This window comes from Ferdinandcohnia jepli (genome assembly GCF_047246645.1).
Taxonomy (GTDB): Bacteria; Bacillota; Bacilli; order Bacillales; family Bacillaceae_L; genus Ferdinandcohnia.
In genome coordinates this window covers 1-20,090 of the sequence record NZ_JBFOKR010000019.1, presented here as the reverse complement: position 1 = coordinate 20,090, position 20,090 = coordinate 1, and the positions used below count along the sequence as shown (strand labels likewise).

The window sequence follows — 20,090 nt, the reverse complement described above, 5'->3', positions numbered from 1 at the left end:
TATTAATCGTTATTAGCATCATTTTTTAAGCACAGGAAAGACCCAATACCATTTGAAATAATCCTTTTTTGTTCTAAAATAACGAATCCTGTATCCCTAAGATGATCAGTAAACTCTTCCCATGTAAAATAGGCTTCTGGGGGATGATCTAATTTAAAATAGGTTGCAAAGAAGCGAGAGGCATCCTTATTCAAATCCTCAACTAAAAGTGTCCCTCCAGGCTTTAATACTCGATAGAGTTCGGTAATAGCATCTTTCCATTGGGGAATATGGTGTAAAATACCGAAAACAAACACAGCGTCAAATTTATTAGAAGACAATTGTGTTTCTAAAACATTACCTACAAAAAAATTCAACTCAGGATATTTTTGTTTTGCCTTTTTTATTTGTGAAGGCATTAAATCGAATCCTAAAAGTTCAGCAGGGGAAAATTGATTTATTAACTTCGTACTATATCCAGATCCGCAACCAGCATCTAATATTACTTTTCCCTCTAAAGAAAAATTGTGCTTGCCTAAAAACTCTTTAAAGGTTTTCAATTCAATGTTTTTTTGTAACCAACGTCTCATTGGATTATTCATAAGGAAAAATTCAAACTTATTTAACTTCAAACTATATCATCCCCTTTTTATTAGCTTTCCTTCGTTATACTTACGAGTATCTTTCTTATTCATATAAACATTCTACCATCATTCAAGTATTCACTTGAATATAATATACTCTTTTCTTCAGAAACATTCAAGTATATATTTGAATGATAAAACAAAAAAAGAAATTGGTTTTCCCAATTAAAAAAGGAGCAATCGTATTGACAGCTCCTCTTCTTGTATATGTATACCCGATTTTGAAATCAGCCTGCACAACAAGATAATTTCGATACATCTTTATCAAATGTAAGAGCAGCTAATTTTAATCCCTCTGCCATTGTTAAATATGGTGCAAGGTTTTCTTTTAAATTCTCAACTGTTAACCCAAATTTTACGGCTAATGTTGCTGCATATATCACATCTCCTGCATTTTCAGCTACGATATGAACCCCCAATACTTTTAATGTTTTCGCATCTACAACAAGTTTAAAAATACCTGTTGTTTCCCGATTTACTATCGCTCTTGGAACAGCATCTAAAGATAATACAGATGTTTTTACTTTATATCTTTGTTCTTTTGCTTGTTCTTCTGTTAACCCAACTGTTGCAATGGATGGATTTATAAATGTGACAGCAGGTATAACGGATAAATCTATTTTTTTATTTAACCCACCAATCGCATTATCAGCTACAACCCCTCCTTCATAGGCTGCTACATAGACAAATTGCGGACCTAATGTTACATCTCCTGCTGCATAAATCTTCTCATTATTTGTTTGAGCATAATCATTTATTAGGATCTCGTTCCTTTTTCCAACATTAACCCCTGCTGCACTTAAATTTAAAGAATCCGTATTTGGTTTTCTTCCTGTTGCAATAAGTAATTGTTCTGATTCCACGACTTTTTTCTTGCCATTTACCGTTATATAAACCTTTTTTACATCTCCAACTTGTTCTACACGCTCATAGGTAGCACCTGTCACAAGGTTTATACCTTGTTCTGTCAAAACCTTTTCTACGGCTTCTGAAATCTCTGGATCATATTCTTTTAAAAGACGCTCACTTCTTTGTATAAGCGTTACTTTTGAACCTAAATTATCGAACAGTTGTCCAAGTTCCAATCCGATATATCCTGAACCAATGACAGTTAACCGTTTAGGAACCTTTTTTAATTCTAGTAGGGTTGTACTTGTTAGATAATCCACTTTTTCAAGTCCCAGAATTGTTGGTATTGATGGTGAAGCACCTGTTGCGATTAAAAAGCGTTTTGCAGAAAGTTTCTGCTCATTTACCTCAACTGTGTTTTCATCAACAAATTTAGCTTCACCCTTTATTAAATCAAAGCCATATTCATCAATTAAATCTATATATTTTTGATTCCGAAGTTCGCTTACTAATTCATCCTTTTGATTCACTAAAGAGGCTAAATCAACTTCTCCATCAGAAGTTTGTAACCCTGTGAACGGATTTGCTTTTGTCAAACGTTTGATTTCTCCTGCTCTAAGAAGCGTTTTAGATGGTACACAGCCAATATTCACGCAAGTTCCACCAACAGTTCCACGTTCAATCATCCCCACTTTCGCCCCATATTCAGTTGATTTAATGGCAGCAGAAAAAGCTGCCCCACCTGAACCAATGATAAGTAAATCGTAATCACTTTTAATATCTAACTCGGTATCTTTCAGCTTCTGTGTTGAAATATCTTCTATGTCTTCTGGTTGATATTTTGCTTGTTTAATTGCCTGTCTTACATTTTCAGCATTAACATCATCTGGTATTTCAAATACCGATTCACCACGTCTAAAACTGGTTTCTATATTTAAAGCACCTATGTTGTTTAAAGCAGCATCAATATGTTGTTCACAGCCTGTACAGGTCATTCCGTTGATTTTAATCCGATATTTTTTCACCTTTTCTTCCTCCTCTATTTATAAAATCAATCAAAAATTAAAGATTCAATAATAGGACATTGATGTATTGCCTTTTGATCTGGGCATCGACTTTTTAAGTCCTTTAACATTGACTCAATACGCTTTAAATCTGCAATTTGTTCTTGAATTTCTAATTCTTTTTTTGATACAAATTCAAATATATTTTTGCAGCGAACTTCATCATTATCGACAACTCCAAGTAATTTATATATTTCACTTAATGAAAAGCCAAGATCTTGCAGTCTTTTGATAAATTTTACACGCTTAATATCATCATCTGAATATATCCGATAACCTGCATTCGTTCGGGAAGGTTCTTTTAATAATAATTTTTTTTCGTAATACCTAATTGTCTCTTTATTTACACCGGATTTTTCGGCAAACACACTAATTTGGTAACTCAAATTATTCACCCCTATAACATAATAAACCGTGTACCTTAGTACACGGTCAAGTATAATATTAAATTTCTCTTCCTCAAGTATTCTGCCCGTTACTTTAAGTATATTTTTTCACAGAGTTCTTGTAAGTACATCACGCTCTATCATTATTTGGGCGGCAATGAATTAACCATCTCTATTGAGACAAACTATAAGAATTAGTCCATATAATGTCTGCTGCTTTATTTGCAATGATACTCGCATTACCCCAAATTACATCAAATCCATGCTTTTTATAGAAATAATCTAGCTTATCAAAATGATCCTTGTCTGTATGGGAAATCCAACCTGAAATTGTATTTACAGAATTCTCTATAGCAAAATAGATTAATGAATGGAGCAAAATCGATCCGTAACCCCTACCTTCATTTTCTCCAAAAACTTCTATATCACCAATCTCTATTGTATCTTCACTGTTGTATGTAGCACTCAATCGGATTCGGTTCAAAACGATACCTTTTTTATGAATTACTTTAAGTCCAATAAAAAACGGTCCAAATTTTTCTTCTTGATCAAAAATAGCACGGTAAACGATGATATGCTCTTCATTTTTATGTAAAACATCTAATATAAACTTCTCGGGGTCTTCTTCAATTTTTTTAATTTCCGTTTGCAATAGAAAGTCTATATCCTTTATTTTATCTTTCGAATATTGTCTTTTATTCCTGTGTCTATCCAAATCAAAAATAAAATCAAACATATATGTACTCCTTTCCTACTTTTTCATCTGAGTTCACCTATTAAAATATCACTACTTATGCCTCTTTAAACTTACCATAGCGAATCCTTATCGGCTATTGATTAATAAGGTATCCAACAGAAAACATAAAGACTGGGCCTTGCTTGGCTCCAGCCTAAATTTGGATTGATTCTATATTGAAAAATCCTAATCAATGATGTTTGGAAAACCATCGACCTTCTTATTGTTTTCTCCGTCTCTCTTCCCCGATTCCTTGCCGTTAGGATACTAACTATTTAGCATGGGGAAAGGGACTATGCAGGGAGATCTAATAGAAATAAGAAAAAATATCGAAGGAAAACTTATTCTACCTTCATACAGTAAGAAAATCCTTCTTCACACTCCCCAATTCTTCTCGTAAAGATTTACGCATACCCTTAAACATTTCTTTAATCTTCTTATTAAAATAGTTAGGTTTATTAGGATTAGTAGCTGATTCTTTTGTAACCGCATCTATTAATTGAAGCAATAATTGATCCTGATAAACTAGAGAATCCTTAACTAGCTCATAGCAAAGTCTTTCTTCTCTTAAATCGTAAAAATCCTCACCTTCTACTGTAACAATATGTTCAAATAGTTTGGTAAATACAAATACCACAAAAAAACGAGTAACTACTGGGTAGTTATTTTTTTTAATCGTAAAGCCTAAACCTTCATCCAAATAAAGATTACTTATTCCAAAATTACTATGTCCCACAGATGATAGTAAATCATAGAATATACTATAATATTTCTTATCATCTCCGATTTTAAATTTATTTGGATTTAATCTTTCAGTAATTAAAGCACCGTTACGGTCTCTAATAACATTCTTTTCTGAATCATATATGTACTCTTTATTGAATAACTTTAGGTTAACAAGAGTAAATTCTTTGAAATCCCCTTCATTTTCATTCAAATATCGACTGCTTAAATAATTTTCAAATATGCTTCTTACAAGAATTAAAACATCTTCATTATGGCCCAATTTTAATAAACTTCGAACACTTATTAATGTTTTAGTGCTCTTAGTAAAATTAAAATACTCATGGTCATAAGTGAATTTATTATTTGGTTCTGCTTGACGTAACAAGTCTGCTGCTCCATATGAAAATGCAGACCATTCAACGAATTTCTTAGACCGTAAAATAAATTGGTTTATTAGTTTATTTAACTCGTTTACATACAGTTTTTGATCTTCGGTCATATTCTTCTCCAATCCGAGCTATTCGTAAAATCTCCCCATAAGGAATACTGATTAACAGTTAACAAAGTACAGCAACCTAATCAATAGTAAACTCAAAGTTTTTCACTAAATATTCTTCCAAAATTATTATCCAAAAAAACAGCCATTTTTGTAGCTTGAAAAGACCATTGTTGACCCTTTGTTTGGGGATAATAAACAAACCCACCATTGTTAATATCAATTATCTTTCTAAACCTTTCAGGATATAGAATATTCTCTTTTATCCATTCTGATTTTTTATTGATACGCTTTTCTAGGTCTTTCATACACCAATACACACCCGATAGTTCACTTTGTTTTAATTCCTCATACTCAACTCGTGTAATAAGTATCAGATCCTTTGGAATTGTTATTTCTATTTCTGCTTTTAGTTTTTGCAAGATTTGATCACCCTATATTTTCTGTCTTACTTATACATGGTTTTATGTACCGCTCTATTACTCTATTTATGAACCCGCTAGATTACATACATTACTTCAACATTCGGAGTTTTTCTTTCAAATCATAGAAAAGTACGTATTTATGCCGAGATAATACCAACCTCGTTCGATATTATCCAATCTCTATTCACGACCAACGGCAGCTTGCCGCATTGCCTCTTGTATTTCATTTCTAGCTATATCTTTAGATGGTTCTTCTTCTTTTTCAAACTCAACGCCTTCCATCATCATTTTGAAATGAGACTCATGATCTGAATTTATGAAAATCTTCCTAAACACATCAAAATATGCTCTATTAGCTTCTTGGTTACTATCTACATACAAATCATCATTAACGTGATGAGATCCATCGTTAACCCAGGAAAGTAACGAATTACAAACGATTTTGTCTTCATCTGGAAACTTCTCGACGATTTCGCTGACATCAATATTACCAAAGAATTTAAAGTAGTTTTCCAATATCCTTCTCATTATGTTTGGTGTTGTTATTGAATCTGGGTTTTCCTTTAATTCCTTCCAAAGTAACTCATACGAGTTCTTGATAGGGTTTTCCTCATATTCTTTGATCCGTGACACATTATTTACTTTTGTAAGAACCCAAAAAGTTTCATCATGCTGCTTTTTATTACTCATACCTTTATTGAAAGTTATTTCCTTATGAAAATAAACATTGTGGGTCAATACTATCAACTGCTTAAATACTAAATCATTACCTCTAATCCTTTTCTTTAAACTATTAATTAAGTAACTAACAATAAATAATACATTGCTATCGAGACTTGATATGGGATCATCTATAACAATTACTCTTTTCGTATTTACTTTATCCTGTTCATTACTACCATTAATAAGCTGATAGAAATAGAGGAAAGTAATAAAGGTCATCTCGCCTTCACTTAGTGTTTCGTTTGCTTCTACTCCATCTCCACGAACAATCTTATATTTACCTTTCTCATTCGATTCAGCTAATTTAAAGTTTGTAAATCCAAAAGATTTTAGCAGTTTATTGATTTCATTTATAGAAGGCAGAACACTCGTAAGCTGATTTTGAAGTTGAATAACGTCTTTTTTCAGTTTATCTCTATGGCCATTAAGTTCTACCAATCTTTTATTCATACCTTCTAAAGTATTTCCTTCTCTTGTTGATTTATCTACAAAACTCGCATAGTCGCTTTCATTTTCTTCAATGATATAACGCCAAACATCTTTTATTAACTTAGCTTTTTCCTCAGTTAAATTGTCGATAATTTGATTATGCTCAATTATTTGTGAGTTGGCTTGTCCAATCTCTTCATTAATCTCACCAATAAAACCGTTTATTGAGCTTAATGTAACGCTACTACTTGGTTCAATTCTTTTTCTCTCAAGTTTTAGTTTATTTTCCTTAAAAGTAGAAATTATTAATTCAAATAGATTTTTTACTTTTTCTGTGTTAACAAAAGGTATACTACCCTCGGAAAGTAACTGATGATTATTGATAATACCTTGGATTTCAGTGATGTATTTGTCTGAGGATGAATTAAGGAGCTGTAACTGTTCAGTATATGTTTCATCAAAATATTCTTCTAATTTTCCTTCTAAGTTTTGTGGCAATTCTTGTTGACAGAATGGACATACACCATCTGTGTTTTTCAAATGTTGATGCCCTTGTTGAACCCAGTCACTGATGTTCAAACGAGATATAAGGTCTGCAATGTCAATATCCCTTTTTCCTATTATTTTTGTTTCAAATATCGGGGCTTTCTCATATGAATCATTGTATTCAATAGTTCGAATCGTGCTTATTTTCTCTTGTGAACCCTTAAAAACGGAATCAATTCTCTTTTTCAATTCATCAAAGCTAAAAAGGACACCATCATTATTTTTGGCTTCTTCTACACACTTTAGCATAAAGTTATCTTTATTATTACGTACACCAGTAAGTGCTTCTTTGAAATGTTCGTCATATTTTAGTTTTAACTCCCAGCATTTATTCATAAATTCAGCTTTTAGATTGGTTAACCTTTCGCCCACTTCTTTAATTTTCCCATCCAAGGTTTCAATCTTATCCTCGTGCCTGTCTATTTCTTCCGATATTTCCTCTATCTTTTTTAACAAATCAGTAGATTCCTTACCTAAAGTAAAAATCCCTTTTATGTCATTACGCATACTGAAGTTTTCACGAACAAAGTTCCTGTTATAGACAAAAACGCTATAATTTAACCTATCTCTTTCCCATTCAATATTACAACTTGGAAAATCTCCCTGATTTCTTAGTAACTCTGAAACTGTTGTTTTTCCAGTCCCATTACTACCAAAAATGTAATTGATTTTTCTTAGATTTACCTCAATTCCAGAAGTGTCATAGGTTGCAACTTCTTTTACTTTAATCTTATTAATCATGCAAATCCCCCTAACCTCTATTATTTATTTGTTTTGCCTATTGACAACATATACTTACTATTTTACAGGAAAAGTTTTACAAGTCGATATTAAGTACCTACATATTTCAACATCTTTTTACTTTCTTAAAATTATTCCCTCAAATTAATAAAGGAGCACCAATATTTATGGTTGCTCCTTTTTGACATTTAACAAACTATTAAGATACTTCTTTACTTCATCATGGAACTTTTTCTTAATCCCAGCTCTTTTAAGTACCTTCCAGGTTACTATCTCCTCCTCCACTTCATTCATTCTCTCAACGACATGTTTTATCCTCCGTAAACGAAATTCCTGTTCTGATTCACAAACAGTATCTATATACATTTTGGTACTAGGCATCTTATCCAGATGTTGTTCCAATAACGCTCTTTCTCCGATTACATCACCAATACTTTTAATCGTAATACGTTTTGGCCTACCAGTTTTGTTTTGTATATCCTTTATTGATCTGTGAACATTCTTTAATACTTCTTGATCTCTTTTCTCCCAATCTACTTTCCTATTTTCACTATTAGTCTTTCGTAATTTTGGCGAATGATTGTTTAACCATTCTCTATCATTCCTATATAAAAAAGCATATGTTGAGGAATCTTGATTTCTCATTTCTGTTTTGGATAGATCTGGTTTTTCCTGCTGTAACCTTATCCAAATTTGACGTTTTTGTTCCAATACTGCCTTCTTTGAATGAGACTCTTCCTTCGAAATTGTTTTATTTTTCTTACCGTTCCTATAATTAATCACTGTTCCAACATCAACATTCAACCTACGAGCAATCTCTCGATAACTCAGATTTTCCCCAAGTAGTGATTGCAGCTCTTTTTCCCAAATGAAGCCAAAATCCATAATACGGGTATACTTATACCGTTCACCTAGTTCTTGCTCCTCACCCTTCCTTGTATAGGCGAAACCGCAAACAGGACAAGTGAATCTTCCAATTGGTTTCTTGGTTTTTTCGCAACTTCTAATAGTAACTTCCTCAATAACATTCTTTTTATACATAGGACAAACGAGATTTAAGCAAGGCCATTTGGGTTTACCAAAAGGATAGTTTCCTAATGAATCATTCTTAAATACTGATTCAACATTCAATTCGAGTAAAGTCAGCAGCAATATATGATAATATGGATGAAATGATTTCCTGTGTTTTCGAGTAATATTTGCTAACCATGAATTCTCTTGTACGACTTTCACATTAAGGCTTTTCAAAAACTCTTCAGGATAATACGTACAAAATGTTTCATGTATTTTCCCCTGATACACTCTACCGTTAAAGGTAGAAAAACCTTTATTAATTAAGTGGTGATGATAATACCTTGTGAAATGTTCAAAGGAAGTATTCCCAAACTGGTTATTCAATAACTTTTCTGCTTGAATAATGATTTTCTTGAAGTATTCTAGTAAATCTGCATTAACTTTTCTCAGTTTCTTCAAATCACAATTATCCGGAGTTGGTAATACGAAAGCATGCTTATTAGGAGGTGTCACGGGTACTTGACTGTCCTCAAGCCATAAACCGTGTTTTGAGCAAATGAGATGCCCTGGCAACTGATGTAGACGATGCCAGTATAATTCTCCATACATTTCAATATCTTCTTTGGCACAAGCAGAACAATACTTTAAATACTTGTTTTGTGGTATTGAACTTGCCATAATACCCGATTGCATATAAATCTTTTTTCCGTCATTACTTATCATAGAATCGTAAATGGATTGGGCCTTTTCTGTTGGTAAGAACACTGTATAGAATGGATACATTGTATGTTTCTCTACAAGTGCCTGTTCATTCAATGTCGTGTTTTTAGGTAAATGCTGAACAAGAGAGCCCATTCCAGATGGCAAAAATACCGAAGCACTTATCGTCCTCTTACCGAATAAATCTTCCAATGTGTGTTTCCAAAAGACATTTCCTGATCGGATGTGATACCGAGCAATAATACTATATAAAAGTTCATCAGGATACGGGGTTGGAAATTGTATAATCATGAAACATCACGCTCAGGGTAATCCTGCTTAATTACTCCAGCATTAAGTAATTTTTGATAAGCAGTTATTTGTTGTTCTTTCCCGTTTTTTATAATGGTTCTTAGGTCGTTACTTATTACTTTATCCATACTTTTTTCATTATTATTTAATAGAAGAAAAGCATCTTTTACGACTTGTGATAAATCCCTTAATTGATTGTTCTCTGAAACAACTTTTTGTACTGCCTTAATAGCAACATCATATTTAAAACCTAGCATCCCTAAACGGAAAACAGCGTCATCAATTAATTGCACTTGCTCATTTTTCCGTTTGGCTCCTTCTTGGAGTGAGTTAATTACCTGTTTTTGATCGACAATAATTCGTTCTTGTTCAATAAAGTCCTCAATATTTGGTAGCATTAAGTCGTCATATTTTGCTAGCTTGCTATAGTCCTTGCTCTTTAATGTATTTAGCATAGGCTGAACCATTTTTAATTCTTCTTGAGCCACTTGTTTAATTAACGCAGTGGTAATCTTTTCCTCACCACTACTAATGGCACGTAGCTGTACCATCATAGTGAGCTTAATTGCGATGTCAGCAATTCCCTGAGACTCATTATATAGGGTTGAAGAAATTTCTTCTGTAAAGGGTACTTCCTCTTTTGTCCACTGATATTTCCACATTCCCTGAACAAATAAATCCCAAATAGCATCTTTTTCAAAGCGATCCCACATGATGTTCCCCATATTAGTGCTTCTTCTTGCTTGTCTAAACTGTGATTGTAAGACATCCATTGCCTTTGGGGTTCCAACCATTATAAGAGGTATATTTATCGTATTGATTAACGCTGTAAAAAAGTTTAATATCTGTGCTGAGCTAGAGCTTTTTATACCCTTTATATGTTGTAACTCGTCCAGGAATAACATACCTAGGTTTACACTTTTAGCAATCTGAGCCATGATAGGCATTAGCTGACTTGTTGACAAATGACTGTTTACGTATCTATTAAAATAGTTGGAGCCTAGAAGTAGATCTACTTGATACATAAAATCGTAAATAATGGTTTTTACCGAGCCATCAAAAGGGGTTTCAATTTTTAAATAGGTTACTTGATAGTGATTTAAGGCTTGCCCTTTATACGAAACATGAGAAATGACCTGTGGAATGGTTTGCAAGATTCGCTGTAATGTACGTGTTTTTCCTACACCAGAGACCCCCAAAATACTCAATGTTTGTCCTGTCTGGATAATAGACTTATCAAAAGACTTATTTTGTATATTATTCCAGTTATCCACAAAAGTCTGTGCATAAGTAGAACTTACTGGATTGCGATAGGTATAACCTGTTCTAATCAACCTAGATATTGATGACTCAATTCTTAGATGGATTGGGATAGCTTGAAAATAATGCAGCAACCTAGAAATTAGATGAACTCTCTGGTGATCATTCAAATATCTTTCTTCCTTATTATATGGAGGATACATGCTTAGGCGGTCAATGACTTCCTCCTGAGAATAGATTGGAGGCAAAGCCTCTATAAGAGGATTGCCTTGATATTCCAATATCTCTTGCTCCCTATATTCTGCAACTTGTGCTTGGGTTCCATTATGTAATTCAATTATCTCCATCATAAAGCACTTCCTTTTGTTTCTTACGGAAAATATCCAACACTTTTACCGGCTCAGTATCATGATTAACTTTGTTCGATTGCTTTTCAGTGTTATTTTGATTCACCACAGTTTGCTTTTCCCTTTTCAATATTTCTTTCTCTTTTTCACGATTTTCTCTAATATTCTTTATATCTTTAGGAACCTCACCATTTGAAATTTGATTGTTAGCCTCTTTTTTCGCTTTTTTAACAATCTCCTCTATGTCCTGAGCTAATTGAATTGCTCCATTTAAGCTGCTTTCCTCATATTCTGCCTTTTGTTGCTTTCTTTCACTTTTTAAACTCACAACTTCTTCCATCTTCGCACCACGATACATCTCGTATTGCTCGATTAATGAACAAACTTCATAGTTCAGTCTATCTATGCGGATATAAATATTGGATAAATCTTGAGGGTCATAATGCACCCCCATGCTCCAACTCCCCTGTATTCGAGCCTTAGAAAACCACCGTTCTTTCAATGCCTTTGTACAAGTATAATAAAGACCTCCAAAGTTGATTCCTTTCGGGGTGATTTTTGCACTGGCTTTAGGTAAAACATTACTTCTGATTGCATCTAAAGGCATAGTCCTCAGTAAGCCAGTTCCTTTACGCAAACCCCACTTAAATATTTCAATCGGTATTGGTGGGACTTTTTCTGCTATCATACTTTGCGTTAAAGGGTAGTCCGATAAATAATTATGATTGTTATAATATAGAACCGTTCTGACTAAAATTTGGACGTACTCGTTTAGGTTTAACACTGCTTTCTTCCTGTAATCCTTTCCTCCACGCTTCATAAAATCTTTTTGGACCACCCCTGGCAGGAATGGAGAGATGTGATCCTGAAGAATATCAAAGTATTTTTCGCATACGGCCTTTAGCTCCGGTCTGTATGGACCCAAGTTTTGGAATTTGATGTTTAAATCCTCCGTGATTTGTGTTAATTCATTGGAAATCAACTCACTGCCACGATCCGCCATAATAGTATGTGGAAGATAATGAATGGGCCAATCATTTTCATTAATATCCATATCGAGTGTCCGCTTGCAAAATTCCTTTTTATCTTCAAAGGCATTTGCAAGAGCCATCCTCAAAGACTCTTTTGACATATTTTGAATTCCTGCATAAACAGAGACAACACACCTGGAAAATATATCTACAGTTAGATAAACTACTGGACGGCCAATCACTTTATTCCGATCAAAACTTGAAACTAAATAAATATCACCAATAGTTGCATCAATGGCATATGTACCTATCCCCATAGAGTCTTCTGTAGCTGAACCAGTTATAGCACGATAGTTTTGTAAAAATTCTCTTCTTCCCTCTCTTTTATGAATGGCCTCTTCCGGTTTAAACCACTTTCTATACCAATAATAAAATTGGTCATATGAAATAATTGGTCTATCTATGTCCAACACTTTATAGCCAGTTTTTTTATCCTCCTTAGAAAAATACTCCTTCACCATTTGCTGATAAGCGTATTTTAATGAAGGCTTTGAACGTATAAAGTAGTATTTTTCTAGGCTAATTCTAATGATTTTCTTCCACTCATCAGTGATTGCTGCTCTCTGAATAGAGGAAGAGTAAGCGAAAGATCTTCCTGCTTTTTTGTTATATTTACGTTCCTTTCCCAGTTGTTTTCCGCAATTATTAAAGTCGGGTAAGAGAGCATTCTTTACCATCCCCCTTGACCAATATCGTTTTAAATATTGTCGAACGGTCTTTGTGCTAATGGAAAAATCCTTACTAGCCATCTTTATTAGCTCTGATCTCAGCTTCGGAATAAAAATTTCAGGAGTTAAATAGATTTGGTTTATTACCATCCATGCTTTATCCCGTTTTTCAATTTCTATCTCAGATAAATCCTCTTCGTTCACGCTGATAGCCCATGGATCAGTTGCAACCTTCGTAATCTTACCTTTGTTTAACAAGGTTTCTATATTGTATATTTCCTCACTGTAAGGGAATGACGGTTCACGGACATCAACAAGAAAACAAAGTTGATGCTCATTATCGACCCAGACTACCCTTTGAATGAATTCGGGATTTTCAGTGCTTTGTAATAAATCATTAATTACCAACTGCATACCTTACATCACCACCATTTTCACCAGTAAATACAACATGATAATTTTCAATTTTATTAGTCAAATAGATTTTCTTGCTCAAATCCATACTCACTTCTTTCTTGGCAATCAAATGTTTAAACAAGATTAGTCCCAAACCTTCATCTAAATTGTATTCCTTTTCCAATCGGGAGAAGATGCCTTGAAATGTATCGGATTTATTCGTCAAATACTGAACCATATCCCTTTTCAAGTGATGCAAGTTCAATGTAAGGGATGGGTAATCTTGAATGTCATAGGAGTTCAATGCCCAACCAATATTTCGTGCTGATTGTTTATTGATCTCTTTTTCTGTTACAATTCCAAAATCAATCCCTTTCTTTTCAAAATACCTTCTTTGTAGTTCTAATCTTTGCAAGGTTGCATTTTTCTCTAACTCCTGTGATTGTTTAATTATTCTTGCTTGATAGTAAGGTTCTCCATTTTCCCCCTTCCTTGTTACAAAAAAAGAAACCGTAAAGATATGTGGTACTTGTGTCTTCTTATCAAATAGTTTCTTTGTAAGCTCCTCATCCACTTGGATATTCATGTCATGGAAATCTAGTAAAGGGTACTGCTCCCTTATGTCAGTAACAAGGTCGTCAAACTCCAATAGATAGAAGTAATATAACTGCAAATCGCTTAATAGATGGTAAACCCTTTGAGTGGTATGGCCAAAAATGCGAGTGGATCTTCCTTTTGATGCTATGTCTTGAACTTGCAGCCAAGGTTTATAGTCCTTCCCTGTTCCTTGTCCTCGTTTTTCCTTTAGGAACCTATTTATAGTTGTTTCATTCCATTCTCTAATCATTCAGTATTCCCCTACTTCCTCTTTCTTGAAGAATAATGTGTTCATTATCAATTGCTGAATCAACAGTTGTTTTGAATTCGCATTTAAAAGATTAGAAAATTCATCCCAACCATTAAATGGAGAATAATTTTTATGCTGTGAAATATCAGTACGACATAATTCTTCTTTTATCAGTGTTAATTGCCTACGGATCAAATAACGTAAGAACTGTGACCCTGTTACTCTTTGGAATTCAGAAACAAAATCAACATAAGAACAACCCGTCAATTTTTCTACATGTTTTTTGCAAATCTCATCATGATAATGCTCATCAATGTATTGAATGACAGCATTAATTTTGTCCATCGTATAGTAAGCCCCCTTAAATATAAAAAAGCATTTGTTGCGTTGACTTTTGTCAAAACGGATTGTTTTTTTTCTCCGTATAACAAAGTCAGCAACAAATGCCTCTATTATAAATTAACCTGTAAGTACAATTCATCAAGATCTTCTTGTAATATTCCAAGATACCTTTTAGTTTCCGCAACGGACCTATGATTAAGGGCTATACATATGTAATCAAGTGATATGCCTTTCTTAAAAGCCCAATAGCCCCAAGTTTTTCTCATTCCGTGCGTTGAGAATTTCTCTGTTATCCCTACCATATCACAGGCTTCATTCAACATTGATGCAGCATATTGCCTGGTGATAGGTTGATTGGTTCCCTTTCTACTGGTAAAAAGGAAGTCCTCCTGTTTCTTATCAGGAAACTCTCTAATAAATTCTTTAATACTTTTCGCTAAATTTGGCGTAATCGGGAACCGCTTATATTTACCAGTCTTCTTTTCATTTACTTCAATAAACTCTGTTGGCTTCCTACCGTCCCACACATGATTCACCTTTAACATCAAAATGTCAGAAATTCTTAGAGCTGATGAAATACCGACCATAAAAAGCAAATAGTCTCTTTTATTTTTCCCTCGAAGGTATCCTTTCACTGCTTCAAGTTGTTTTAAATCTCGAATCGGATGAACAACTTTCACTTTAGTTCACCTCCTGTATGAATCTTACATATTCATTGTAAATCTCTATTTGAGTAAGATTCAACAGCCTAGAGGCAAAATCCAAAAATAAAAATGCCGTTTTTATAGGATTTCCTTGTTTACACAACAGGGTTGTGTAAGATTCAGGAATATTTAGTTGTTACATATTAAACTTTTCATTCAATTGGAGTTATTGATTTCTTATTGATACTATTAAATTAGTTTTTTAATAATAAATACACGCAATCACTTCCTTTAGAAATTTAGGGATAAAGAGGGGAAACTTAGGTGACGGACAAGAAATTTCAAAAATTACTAGAAGAATTCGATGTTGTTTTAGACAGCATTAGTACCGAGCTTTCAGAAAAAGTCATTAGTGAATTTAAGAAATCAAACAATCAAATAAAATTCTGTTTGGATGATGGTCTTAATGAGATCCAAAACAAAATCAATAAAGTACCAAGTGGGTCTGGACTTTATCTATTTGAGGTCAATTTACAATCCTTTTACAAAGATGAAATTAGTCTTTATGATGATTGGAGTCATAATGGAAAAAGTATCAATCAAAATAAAAGAGATCATTTCTTTGAGTGTATAAACAGGTTGTGGAATGAATCTGATGAAAGGGATGGCTCTAGCTATCCAAAGATTATAAAAAAAAGATTTTCACATCATTTTTGTTTAAGACCACTTATAATTCTAGAAGCTACTGGGCATTATCAAACTCCAGTTGTTCAATACTTGGAAGAACGGGGTTATTTATTAATTAATTATCATTAATCCTTTGATTTCATACAAGGCTCGAACATCGAGTTTAAGAAAAGTAAAGACAGATGTAATTGATGCATATCTTCTTTGTGAGTTGTTTTATAAAGAGGAATTAGAGCCTTATAAAAAGCGTGGAGTCCAGTTATTAAACCTTCGTAATCTTACAAGACAACATGAAAATATTACTGGAGTTATGATTCAAACAAAACTCCAATTTCAGGCTGTCCTCGAACAAGTATTTCCTGAATATAAAGGTGTCTTTGGAGATTTGTATTCGGTGGTGTCACTATTAACTCTTACTGAGTTCCCCTCTTCCGAGGATATTTTGAAAGCAAGTGAAGAAGTAATTACAGACAAGATATTTGAAGTATGTAAGAGTCGATCAATCAGGTGGGCAAAAGAAAAAGCTATAACGCTTAAAGCTGCAGCCACACGAAATCCTTTTGAAAAGACTGTCTATCAAAGTCATATTTTAAGTCTTAATATGTATATTAATATGATTCTTCAATACAAAGAGCACCTATCAAAGTTAGAGTCAGAAATAGATGCCCTCGCTAAAGAGATTGAAGAATATAATATTATCAAATCTATCCCTGGTATAGGAGAAAAAATCGCGGCAACGATTATCTCTGAGATTGGAGAAATAGATCGATTTAATGACCCAAAAAAGCTTGTAGCTTTCGCCGGCGTAGATCCTAGTGTCTTTGAATCTGGTAAGTTTTCTGCCACTAAAAACCGAATCTCTAAAAGAGGCTCTAGCAGACTTAGACACGCCCTGTATATGGCCGTTCGTTGTGCTATTCGTGATTGTCGTAAAAAGAAAACAAACGATGAAATCATACCTCGTAACAAAAGAATGCGAGAGTTTTACGACAAGAAACGGGATGAAGGAAAGCCGTTTAAAGTAGCAGTAATAGCTTGTGTGAATAAACTCTTACATTGGATATTTGCCCTTTTAAAGAAAAAGACAACTTTCCAAGATATAGCATAAACACTAAATCTAACTAAACAACACAAAACCTTCCAAAATTAGGTTAAAGGAAGGTTATTTAGCATGCTTATTTTTAGTATAGCATGATATATTTTAAGTTTTTATTGAAAAATATTGACAAACTATTAGCTGGTTTAGTTTAATAACTTCAACAAAAAAGTGCATTAATCCTTCTTGGATCAACGCTCCTCTTAGTTTGATAATTAAACTATTTTTACCATTCGTACTTGTTTTAAGATATGTCCATCGAACTCTACATCAGACTCTTTAACTATTTCGAACCCTTTAGCTTCATAAAAGTTCATGCCAATCTTATTATCTTTTTCGACGTTTATATAAATTTTTTTTATACCTTCTAACTCATTAACCGCTTGTTGTATCAACGCAGTACCAATCCCTCTACCCTGGAATTCTGGATAAAGATAAATAGCCGCCAATTCGACCTTTCCACCTTCCCTTACTGTGGAATAGTTTGCAAAACCGACAACTTTCCCCTCAACTTCTACAACATAAACAATAGAACGTTCTATACGTAGTTTCATACTTTCATCACTGTAATTTGATTTTAAGAAGTTATTTTGTACTTCTAAGGGAATTATGCCCCCATATGTGGCATTCCAAGTTGTTTTCGCTATACTTTGAACCTGTTTTGTATCTTCGTACTGCATCTTACGGATGGTAAAATCCATCTAAAGTCCCCCTTTAATACGCCTATAAACTAAAAAGTATAAACTCCTTCTTCAACTCTACTGCTTCGTTAGTTCAATAAATTCAACAAAAAGGTGCGCAATCCTTCTTGAATCAACGCACCCTTGGTCGCAGTATAATTCTTCACAATCTAAGAGATAAACTGTTTAGAATAAATAAAATCGAAATCCCCATATATGGGTTATGGCTTAGAATGTTTACATAACCATTCAACTCATTGGAGGATATTTTTTAAACTTTCTATAGTAATTAAAAGTTGATATGACTATATAAAACAACCGTTTTAGATTTTTTTCTACAGAGAAATAATACAATGGATTCTTTACAAGTCGTTTTTTATAAAGTTCCTTTATTTTGTTCTTTAGATTTTTTTCCTTAATATAGCCTAATAATAGCTTCTTAGGTACTATGGAGTATAATACTTCTTTTTCTGCTACGGTATATAACATATTTTTATTATTTATATAATCTCTCACATAATAACTTGTGGGGTTATTTCCTGCAGAGGTCAAGTAATAATTGCTTCTTCCTAAACGGGGATTTAATTCAAAAAATTTATACTTTCCATCTCGTTCATCATATTTTAAGTCGAAATTTGCAAACCCAACATATCCAACGTGTTTCGTTATTTTTTCAGCTTGTTTAATAACTTCATCATTACGGAAAGTCCGTATTGCTAAAGGATTACCTATGCCACCAGGGGTGTGATCCTCAAGTAATGTTTGTCCGAAAGAAGCTAATTTAGTTTGACCATCTTGAGCAATATAAAGTGTTAATATATGCATTGCTGTGTCATCACCAGGGACATATTCTTGGATAACTAAGTTTTCATAATATCCAGCATTCCTGAGCAAAACTACAATCTCGTCCAATTCTGTCCTATCTTGAGCTGTAAATACCTTCATCTTACCTGTAAACTTTAAAGATTCATATAGTACTCTGCTAGTTGGCTTTACAACAACTGGAAAAGAAAATGGCAGTTCGGTCTCCAATAACTGTTTATTCCCTAAGGATATAAACTTGGGATAATTAACACCCAACTCTTCACATAGATAATAAAAATCTGTTTTATTAATTACTCGCTGTAATGTATCACTATCTGTGTATGGGATAATCCAAGTATTATCAAGCTTACCTCTAAATTTCACAATCATTTCAATATGCCATTCATCCGTACCAATAATCATTTTTGGCGTGTCAGGGTATGAATGTGCAATTTTATTTAGACAATTGAATAATACTTCTTCGTCCTCCATATCACTCTCTACAATCGGAAATATAATTTTAGAATGATTTATTTGTCCCGTTAAATATCTACAGATACTGATTGACATTACTCCATAAGCTTCATGAAAAGAACGTGCAGTACTATAAACCCCAATACTTGCTCCCAAAATAATTGGTATGAACTGTTGCTTAGATAAAAGATTTTCTTTTTTCACTGTGTATCTCCTTTGTTAAAGGTACCTAAAAATATTTTAAATAACCAAATTACTTTCATTTACATAATCTTACAAAACCCATATTACCATAATAGCCCACTGTCAAAATACTTTTTATTTAATTATCCTGCTCCGTTAGTTTAATAAAGTTGAAAATATAGTCTTACTTATAGGTATGCCATCAACTAAGTCTATTTTTACTAAAGCAATCTCCTTAATCTTACCTTCCAATGGTCGGAAATGACTAATGCAGTATTCAAAGGTCTTAAATAATGATTGTTTATCTAATCCGATGGCGAGCGTACAATGAGGATTCCAGCGTTCCGGAACATAGAGTTCATTTGCAAAAGAATTATATTTAATTAATTCTTTATAAAATTGGCGGTGAGTTTCATACAAATGGGATGTAATTGTAGGTGGCATAAAAACAACCGATGTATGAAACTTTTCGTTTGGTGGAAATGTTGATAAAATATCGAAATTCACTTCAATCTGCGTTAAATTTTCTGTGAAAAATCGAAACGAATTAATATAGTTTTCAACAGGAAGTTCCGAATTATATACAGCTAACGTGATATGAGGTCTAATTTCTTCTATATTTGCCATATTAGGTGTAATATTGTTCTTTTTTAAACCTCTCCATATTCCCAATACATGATTTTCGATTTTCTCATCGAAAAATAGTTCAACTGCATACTTCTACTCACATCCTTATATATATTTGTTAACAATTCTCTTAGGACTAACAAATTCCTTTTTCAACAAGTCGAGTAGAAGGGAGCCTTTCTACCTTACGGTAAATTGTACTCCTCCCCCCTCACAGAACCGTGCTTGCGCTATT

At 33.3% G+C, this 20,090-nt stretch carries 16 protein-coding genes and 1 pseudogene; 1 reads left to right on the top strand and 16 read right to left on the bottom strand.

The features are described from left to right. Positions 1-2: 2 nt before the first annotated feature. The 13 genes from AB3M96_RS18865 to AB3M96_RS18805 all read right to left on the bottom strand — a co-directional run bounded on the left by AB3M96_RS18865 (position 3) and on the right by AB3M96_RS18805 (position 15,340). Complete coding sequence (locus AB3M96_RS18865) at positions 3-611, bottom strand: class I SAM-dependent methyltransferase (protein ID WP_019156601.1); 609 nt, start codon at positions 609-611, stop codon at positions 3-5. A gap of 239 nt (positions 612-850) precedes the next feature. After that, entirely contained in the window at positions 851-2,467 is a 1,617-nt protein-coding gene (gene merA / locus AB3M96_RS18860; protein ID WP_217282435.1) for a mercury(II) reductase, read from the bottom strand. Between the two features lie 56 nt (positions 2,468-2,523). Next, positions 2,524-2,922 carry a mercury resistance transcriptional regulator MerR gene (gene merR, locus AB3M96_RS18855; RefSeq protein ID WP_019156603.1) on the bottom strand — a complete coding sequence of 133 codons (399 nt, stop codon included), beginning with the start codon at positions 2,920-2,922 and terminating at the stop codon, positions 2,524-2,526. A 172-nt stretch (positions 2,923-3,094) separates the two neighbouring features. Beyond that, positions 3,095-3,658 (bottom strand): GNAT family N-acetyltransferase, encoded by a 564-nt coding sequence (locus tag AB3M96_RS18850; RefSeq protein WP_172939078.1) that lies wholly within the window; start codon positions 3,656-3,658, stop codon positions 3,095-3,097. 352 nt (positions 3,659-4,010) lie between these two features. Then, a complete protein-coding gene (locus AB3M96_RS18845) occupies positions 4,011-4,883 on the bottom strand; it encodes a DUF5677 domain-containing protein (protein ID WP_371069664.1) in 873 nt (290 codons plus the stop codon). Between the two features lie 92 nt (positions 4,884-4,975). Further along, positions 4,976-5,302: a DUF771 domain-containing protein gene (locus tag AB3M96_RS18840; RefSeq protein ID WP_172942106.1), complete on the bottom strand. Its 327-nt coding sequence runs from the start codon at positions 5,300-5,302 to the stop codon at positions 4,976-4,978. A gap of 183 nt (positions 5,303-5,485) precedes the next feature. Next, on the bottom strand, positions 5,486-7,744 hold the full coding sequence (locus AB3M96_RS18835; RefSeq protein ID WP_412969158.1) for an ATP-binding protein: 2,259 nt from the start codon (positions 7,742-7,744) through the stop codon (positions 5,486-5,488). A 165-nt stretch (positions 7,745-7,909) separates the two neighbouring features. Continuing rightward, positions 7,910-9,769 carry a TnsD family Tn7-like transposition protein gene (locus AB3M96_RS18830; protein ID WP_371069662.1) on the bottom strand — a complete coding sequence of 620 codons (1,860 nt, stop codon included), beginning with the start codon at positions 9,767-9,769 and terminating at the stop codon, positions 7,910-7,912. After that, the gene (locus AB3M96_RS18825; RefSeq protein ID WP_412969157.1) at positions 9,766-11,379 is read right to left on the bottom strand and encodes an AAA family ATPase; all 1,614 of its coding nucleotides are present in this window, start codon (positions 11,377-11,379) and stop codon (positions 9,766-9,768) included. Before AB3M96_RS18825 ends, AB3M96_RS18830 begins: the two co-directional genes overlap by 4 nt. Continuing rightward, on the bottom strand, positions 11,363-13,489 hold the full coding sequence (locus AB3M96_RS18820; RefSeq protein ID WP_489672279.1) for a Mu transposase C-terminal domain-containing protein: 2,127 nt from the start codon (positions 13,487-13,489) through the stop codon (positions 11,363-11,365). Before AB3M96_RS18820 ends, AB3M96_RS18825 begins: the two co-directional genes overlap by 17 nt. After that, complete coding sequence (locus AB3M96_RS18815; protein WP_412969155.1) at positions 13,473-14,318, bottom strand: TnsA endonuclease C-terminal domain-containing protein; 846 nt, start codon at positions 14,316-14,318, stop codon at positions 13,473-13,475. The genes AB3M96_RS18820 and AB3M96_RS18815 overlap by 17 nt, the downstream gene beginning before the upstream one ends. After that, the gene (locus AB3M96_RS18810; protein WP_412969154.1) at positions 14,319-14,663 is read right to left on the bottom strand and encodes a hypothetical protein; all 345 of its coding nucleotides are present in this window, start codon (positions 14,661-14,663) and stop codon (positions 14,319-14,321) included. 107 nt (positions 14,664-14,770) lie between these two features. Next, positions 14,771-15,340 carry a site-specific integrase gene (locus AB3M96_RS18805; protein ID WP_412969153.1) on the bottom strand — a complete coding sequence of 190 codons (570 nt, stop codon included), beginning with the start codon at positions 15,338-15,340 and terminating at the stop codon, positions 14,771-14,773. Positions 15,341-16,033: 693 nt separating this feature from the next. On the opposite strand from AB3M96_RS18805, the pseudogene AB3M96_RS18800 reads away from it, so the two are divergent. Then, positions 16,034-17,099 (top strand): annotated as a pseudogene (locus AB3M96_RS18800) (IS110 family RNA-guided transposase); the annotation flags it as partial. A 203-nt stretch (positions 17,100-17,302) separates the two neighbouring features. On the opposite strand, the gene AB3M96_RS18795 reads toward AB3M96_RS18800, so the two are convergent. The 3 genes from AB3M96_RS18795 to AB3M96_RS18785 all read right to left on the bottom strand — a co-directional run bounded on the left by AB3M96_RS18795 (position 17,303) and on the right by AB3M96_RS18785 (position 19,855). Beyond that, a complete protein-coding gene (locus tag AB3M96_RS18795; protein WP_412969152.1) occupies positions 17,303-17,788 on the bottom strand; it encodes a GNAT family N-acetyltransferase in 486 nt (161 codons plus the stop codon). Positions 17,789-18,016: 228 nt separating this feature from the next. After that, positions 18,017-19,249 carry a carboxylate--amine ligase gene (locus AB3M96_RS18790; RefSeq protein WP_412969151.1) on the bottom strand — a complete coding sequence of 411 codons (1,233 nt, stop codon included), beginning with the start codon at positions 19,247-19,249 and terminating at the stop codon, positions 18,017-18,019. A 135-nt stretch (positions 19,250-19,384) separates the two neighbouring features. Next, the gene (locus AB3M96_RS18785; RefSeq protein WP_412969150.1) at positions 19,385-19,855 is read right to left on the bottom strand and encodes a 2'-5' RNA ligase family protein; all 471 of its coding nucleotides are present in this window, start codon (positions 19,853-19,855) and stop codon (positions 19,385-19,387) included. Positions 19,856-20,090 lie beyond the last annotated feature (235 nt).

What these genes read in the sequence shown, in the direction of transcription:
- AB3M96_RS18810 (WP_412969154.1), bottom strand. Translation starts at nt 14,663, where the DNA reads ATGGACAAAATTAATGCTGTCATTCAATACATTGATGAGCATTATCAT.
- AB3M96_RS18795 (WP_412969152.1), bottom strand. Translation starts at nt 17,788, where the DNA reads ATGGATTTTACCATCCGTAAGATGCAGTACGAAGATACAAAACAGGTT.
- merA (WP_217282435.1), bottom strand. Translation starts at nt 2,467, where the DNA reads ATGACCTGTACAGGCTGTGAACAACATATTGATGCTGCTTTAAACAAC.
- AB3M96_RS18820 (WP_489672279.1), bottom strand. Translation starts at nt 13,489, where the DNA reads ATGCAGTTGGTAATTAATGATTTATTACAAAGCACTGAAAATCCCGAA.
- AB3M96_RS18845 (WP_371069664.1), bottom strand. Translation starts at nt 4,883, where the DNA reads ATGACCGAAGATCAAAAACTGTATGTAAACGAGTTAAATAAACTAATA.
- AB3M96_RS18825 (WP_412969157.1), bottom strand. Translation starts at nt 11,379, where the DNA reads ATGATGGAGATAATTGAATTACATAATGGAACCCAAGCACAAGTTGCA.
- AB3M96_RS18785 (WP_412969150.1), bottom strand. Translation starts at nt 19,855, where the DNA reads ATGGCAAATATAGAAGAAATTAGACCTCATATCACGTTAGCTGTATAT.
- AB3M96_RS18835 (WP_412969158.1), bottom strand. Translation starts at nt 7,744, where the DNA reads ATGATTAATAAGATTAAAGTAAAAGAAGTTGCAACCTATGACACTTCT.
- AB3M96_RS18815 (WP_412969155.1), bottom strand. Translation starts at nt 14,318, where the DNA reads ATGATTAGAGAATGGAATGAAACAACTATAAATAGGTTCCTAAAGGAA.
- AB3M96_RS18830 (WP_371069662.1), bottom strand. Translation starts at nt 9,769, where the DNA reads ATGATTATACAATTTCCAACCCCGTATCCTGATGAACTTTTATATAGT.
- AB3M96_RS18850 (WP_172939078.1), bottom strand. Translation starts at nt 3,658, where the DNA reads ATGTTTGATTTTATTTTTGATTTGGATAGACACAGGAATAAAAGACAA.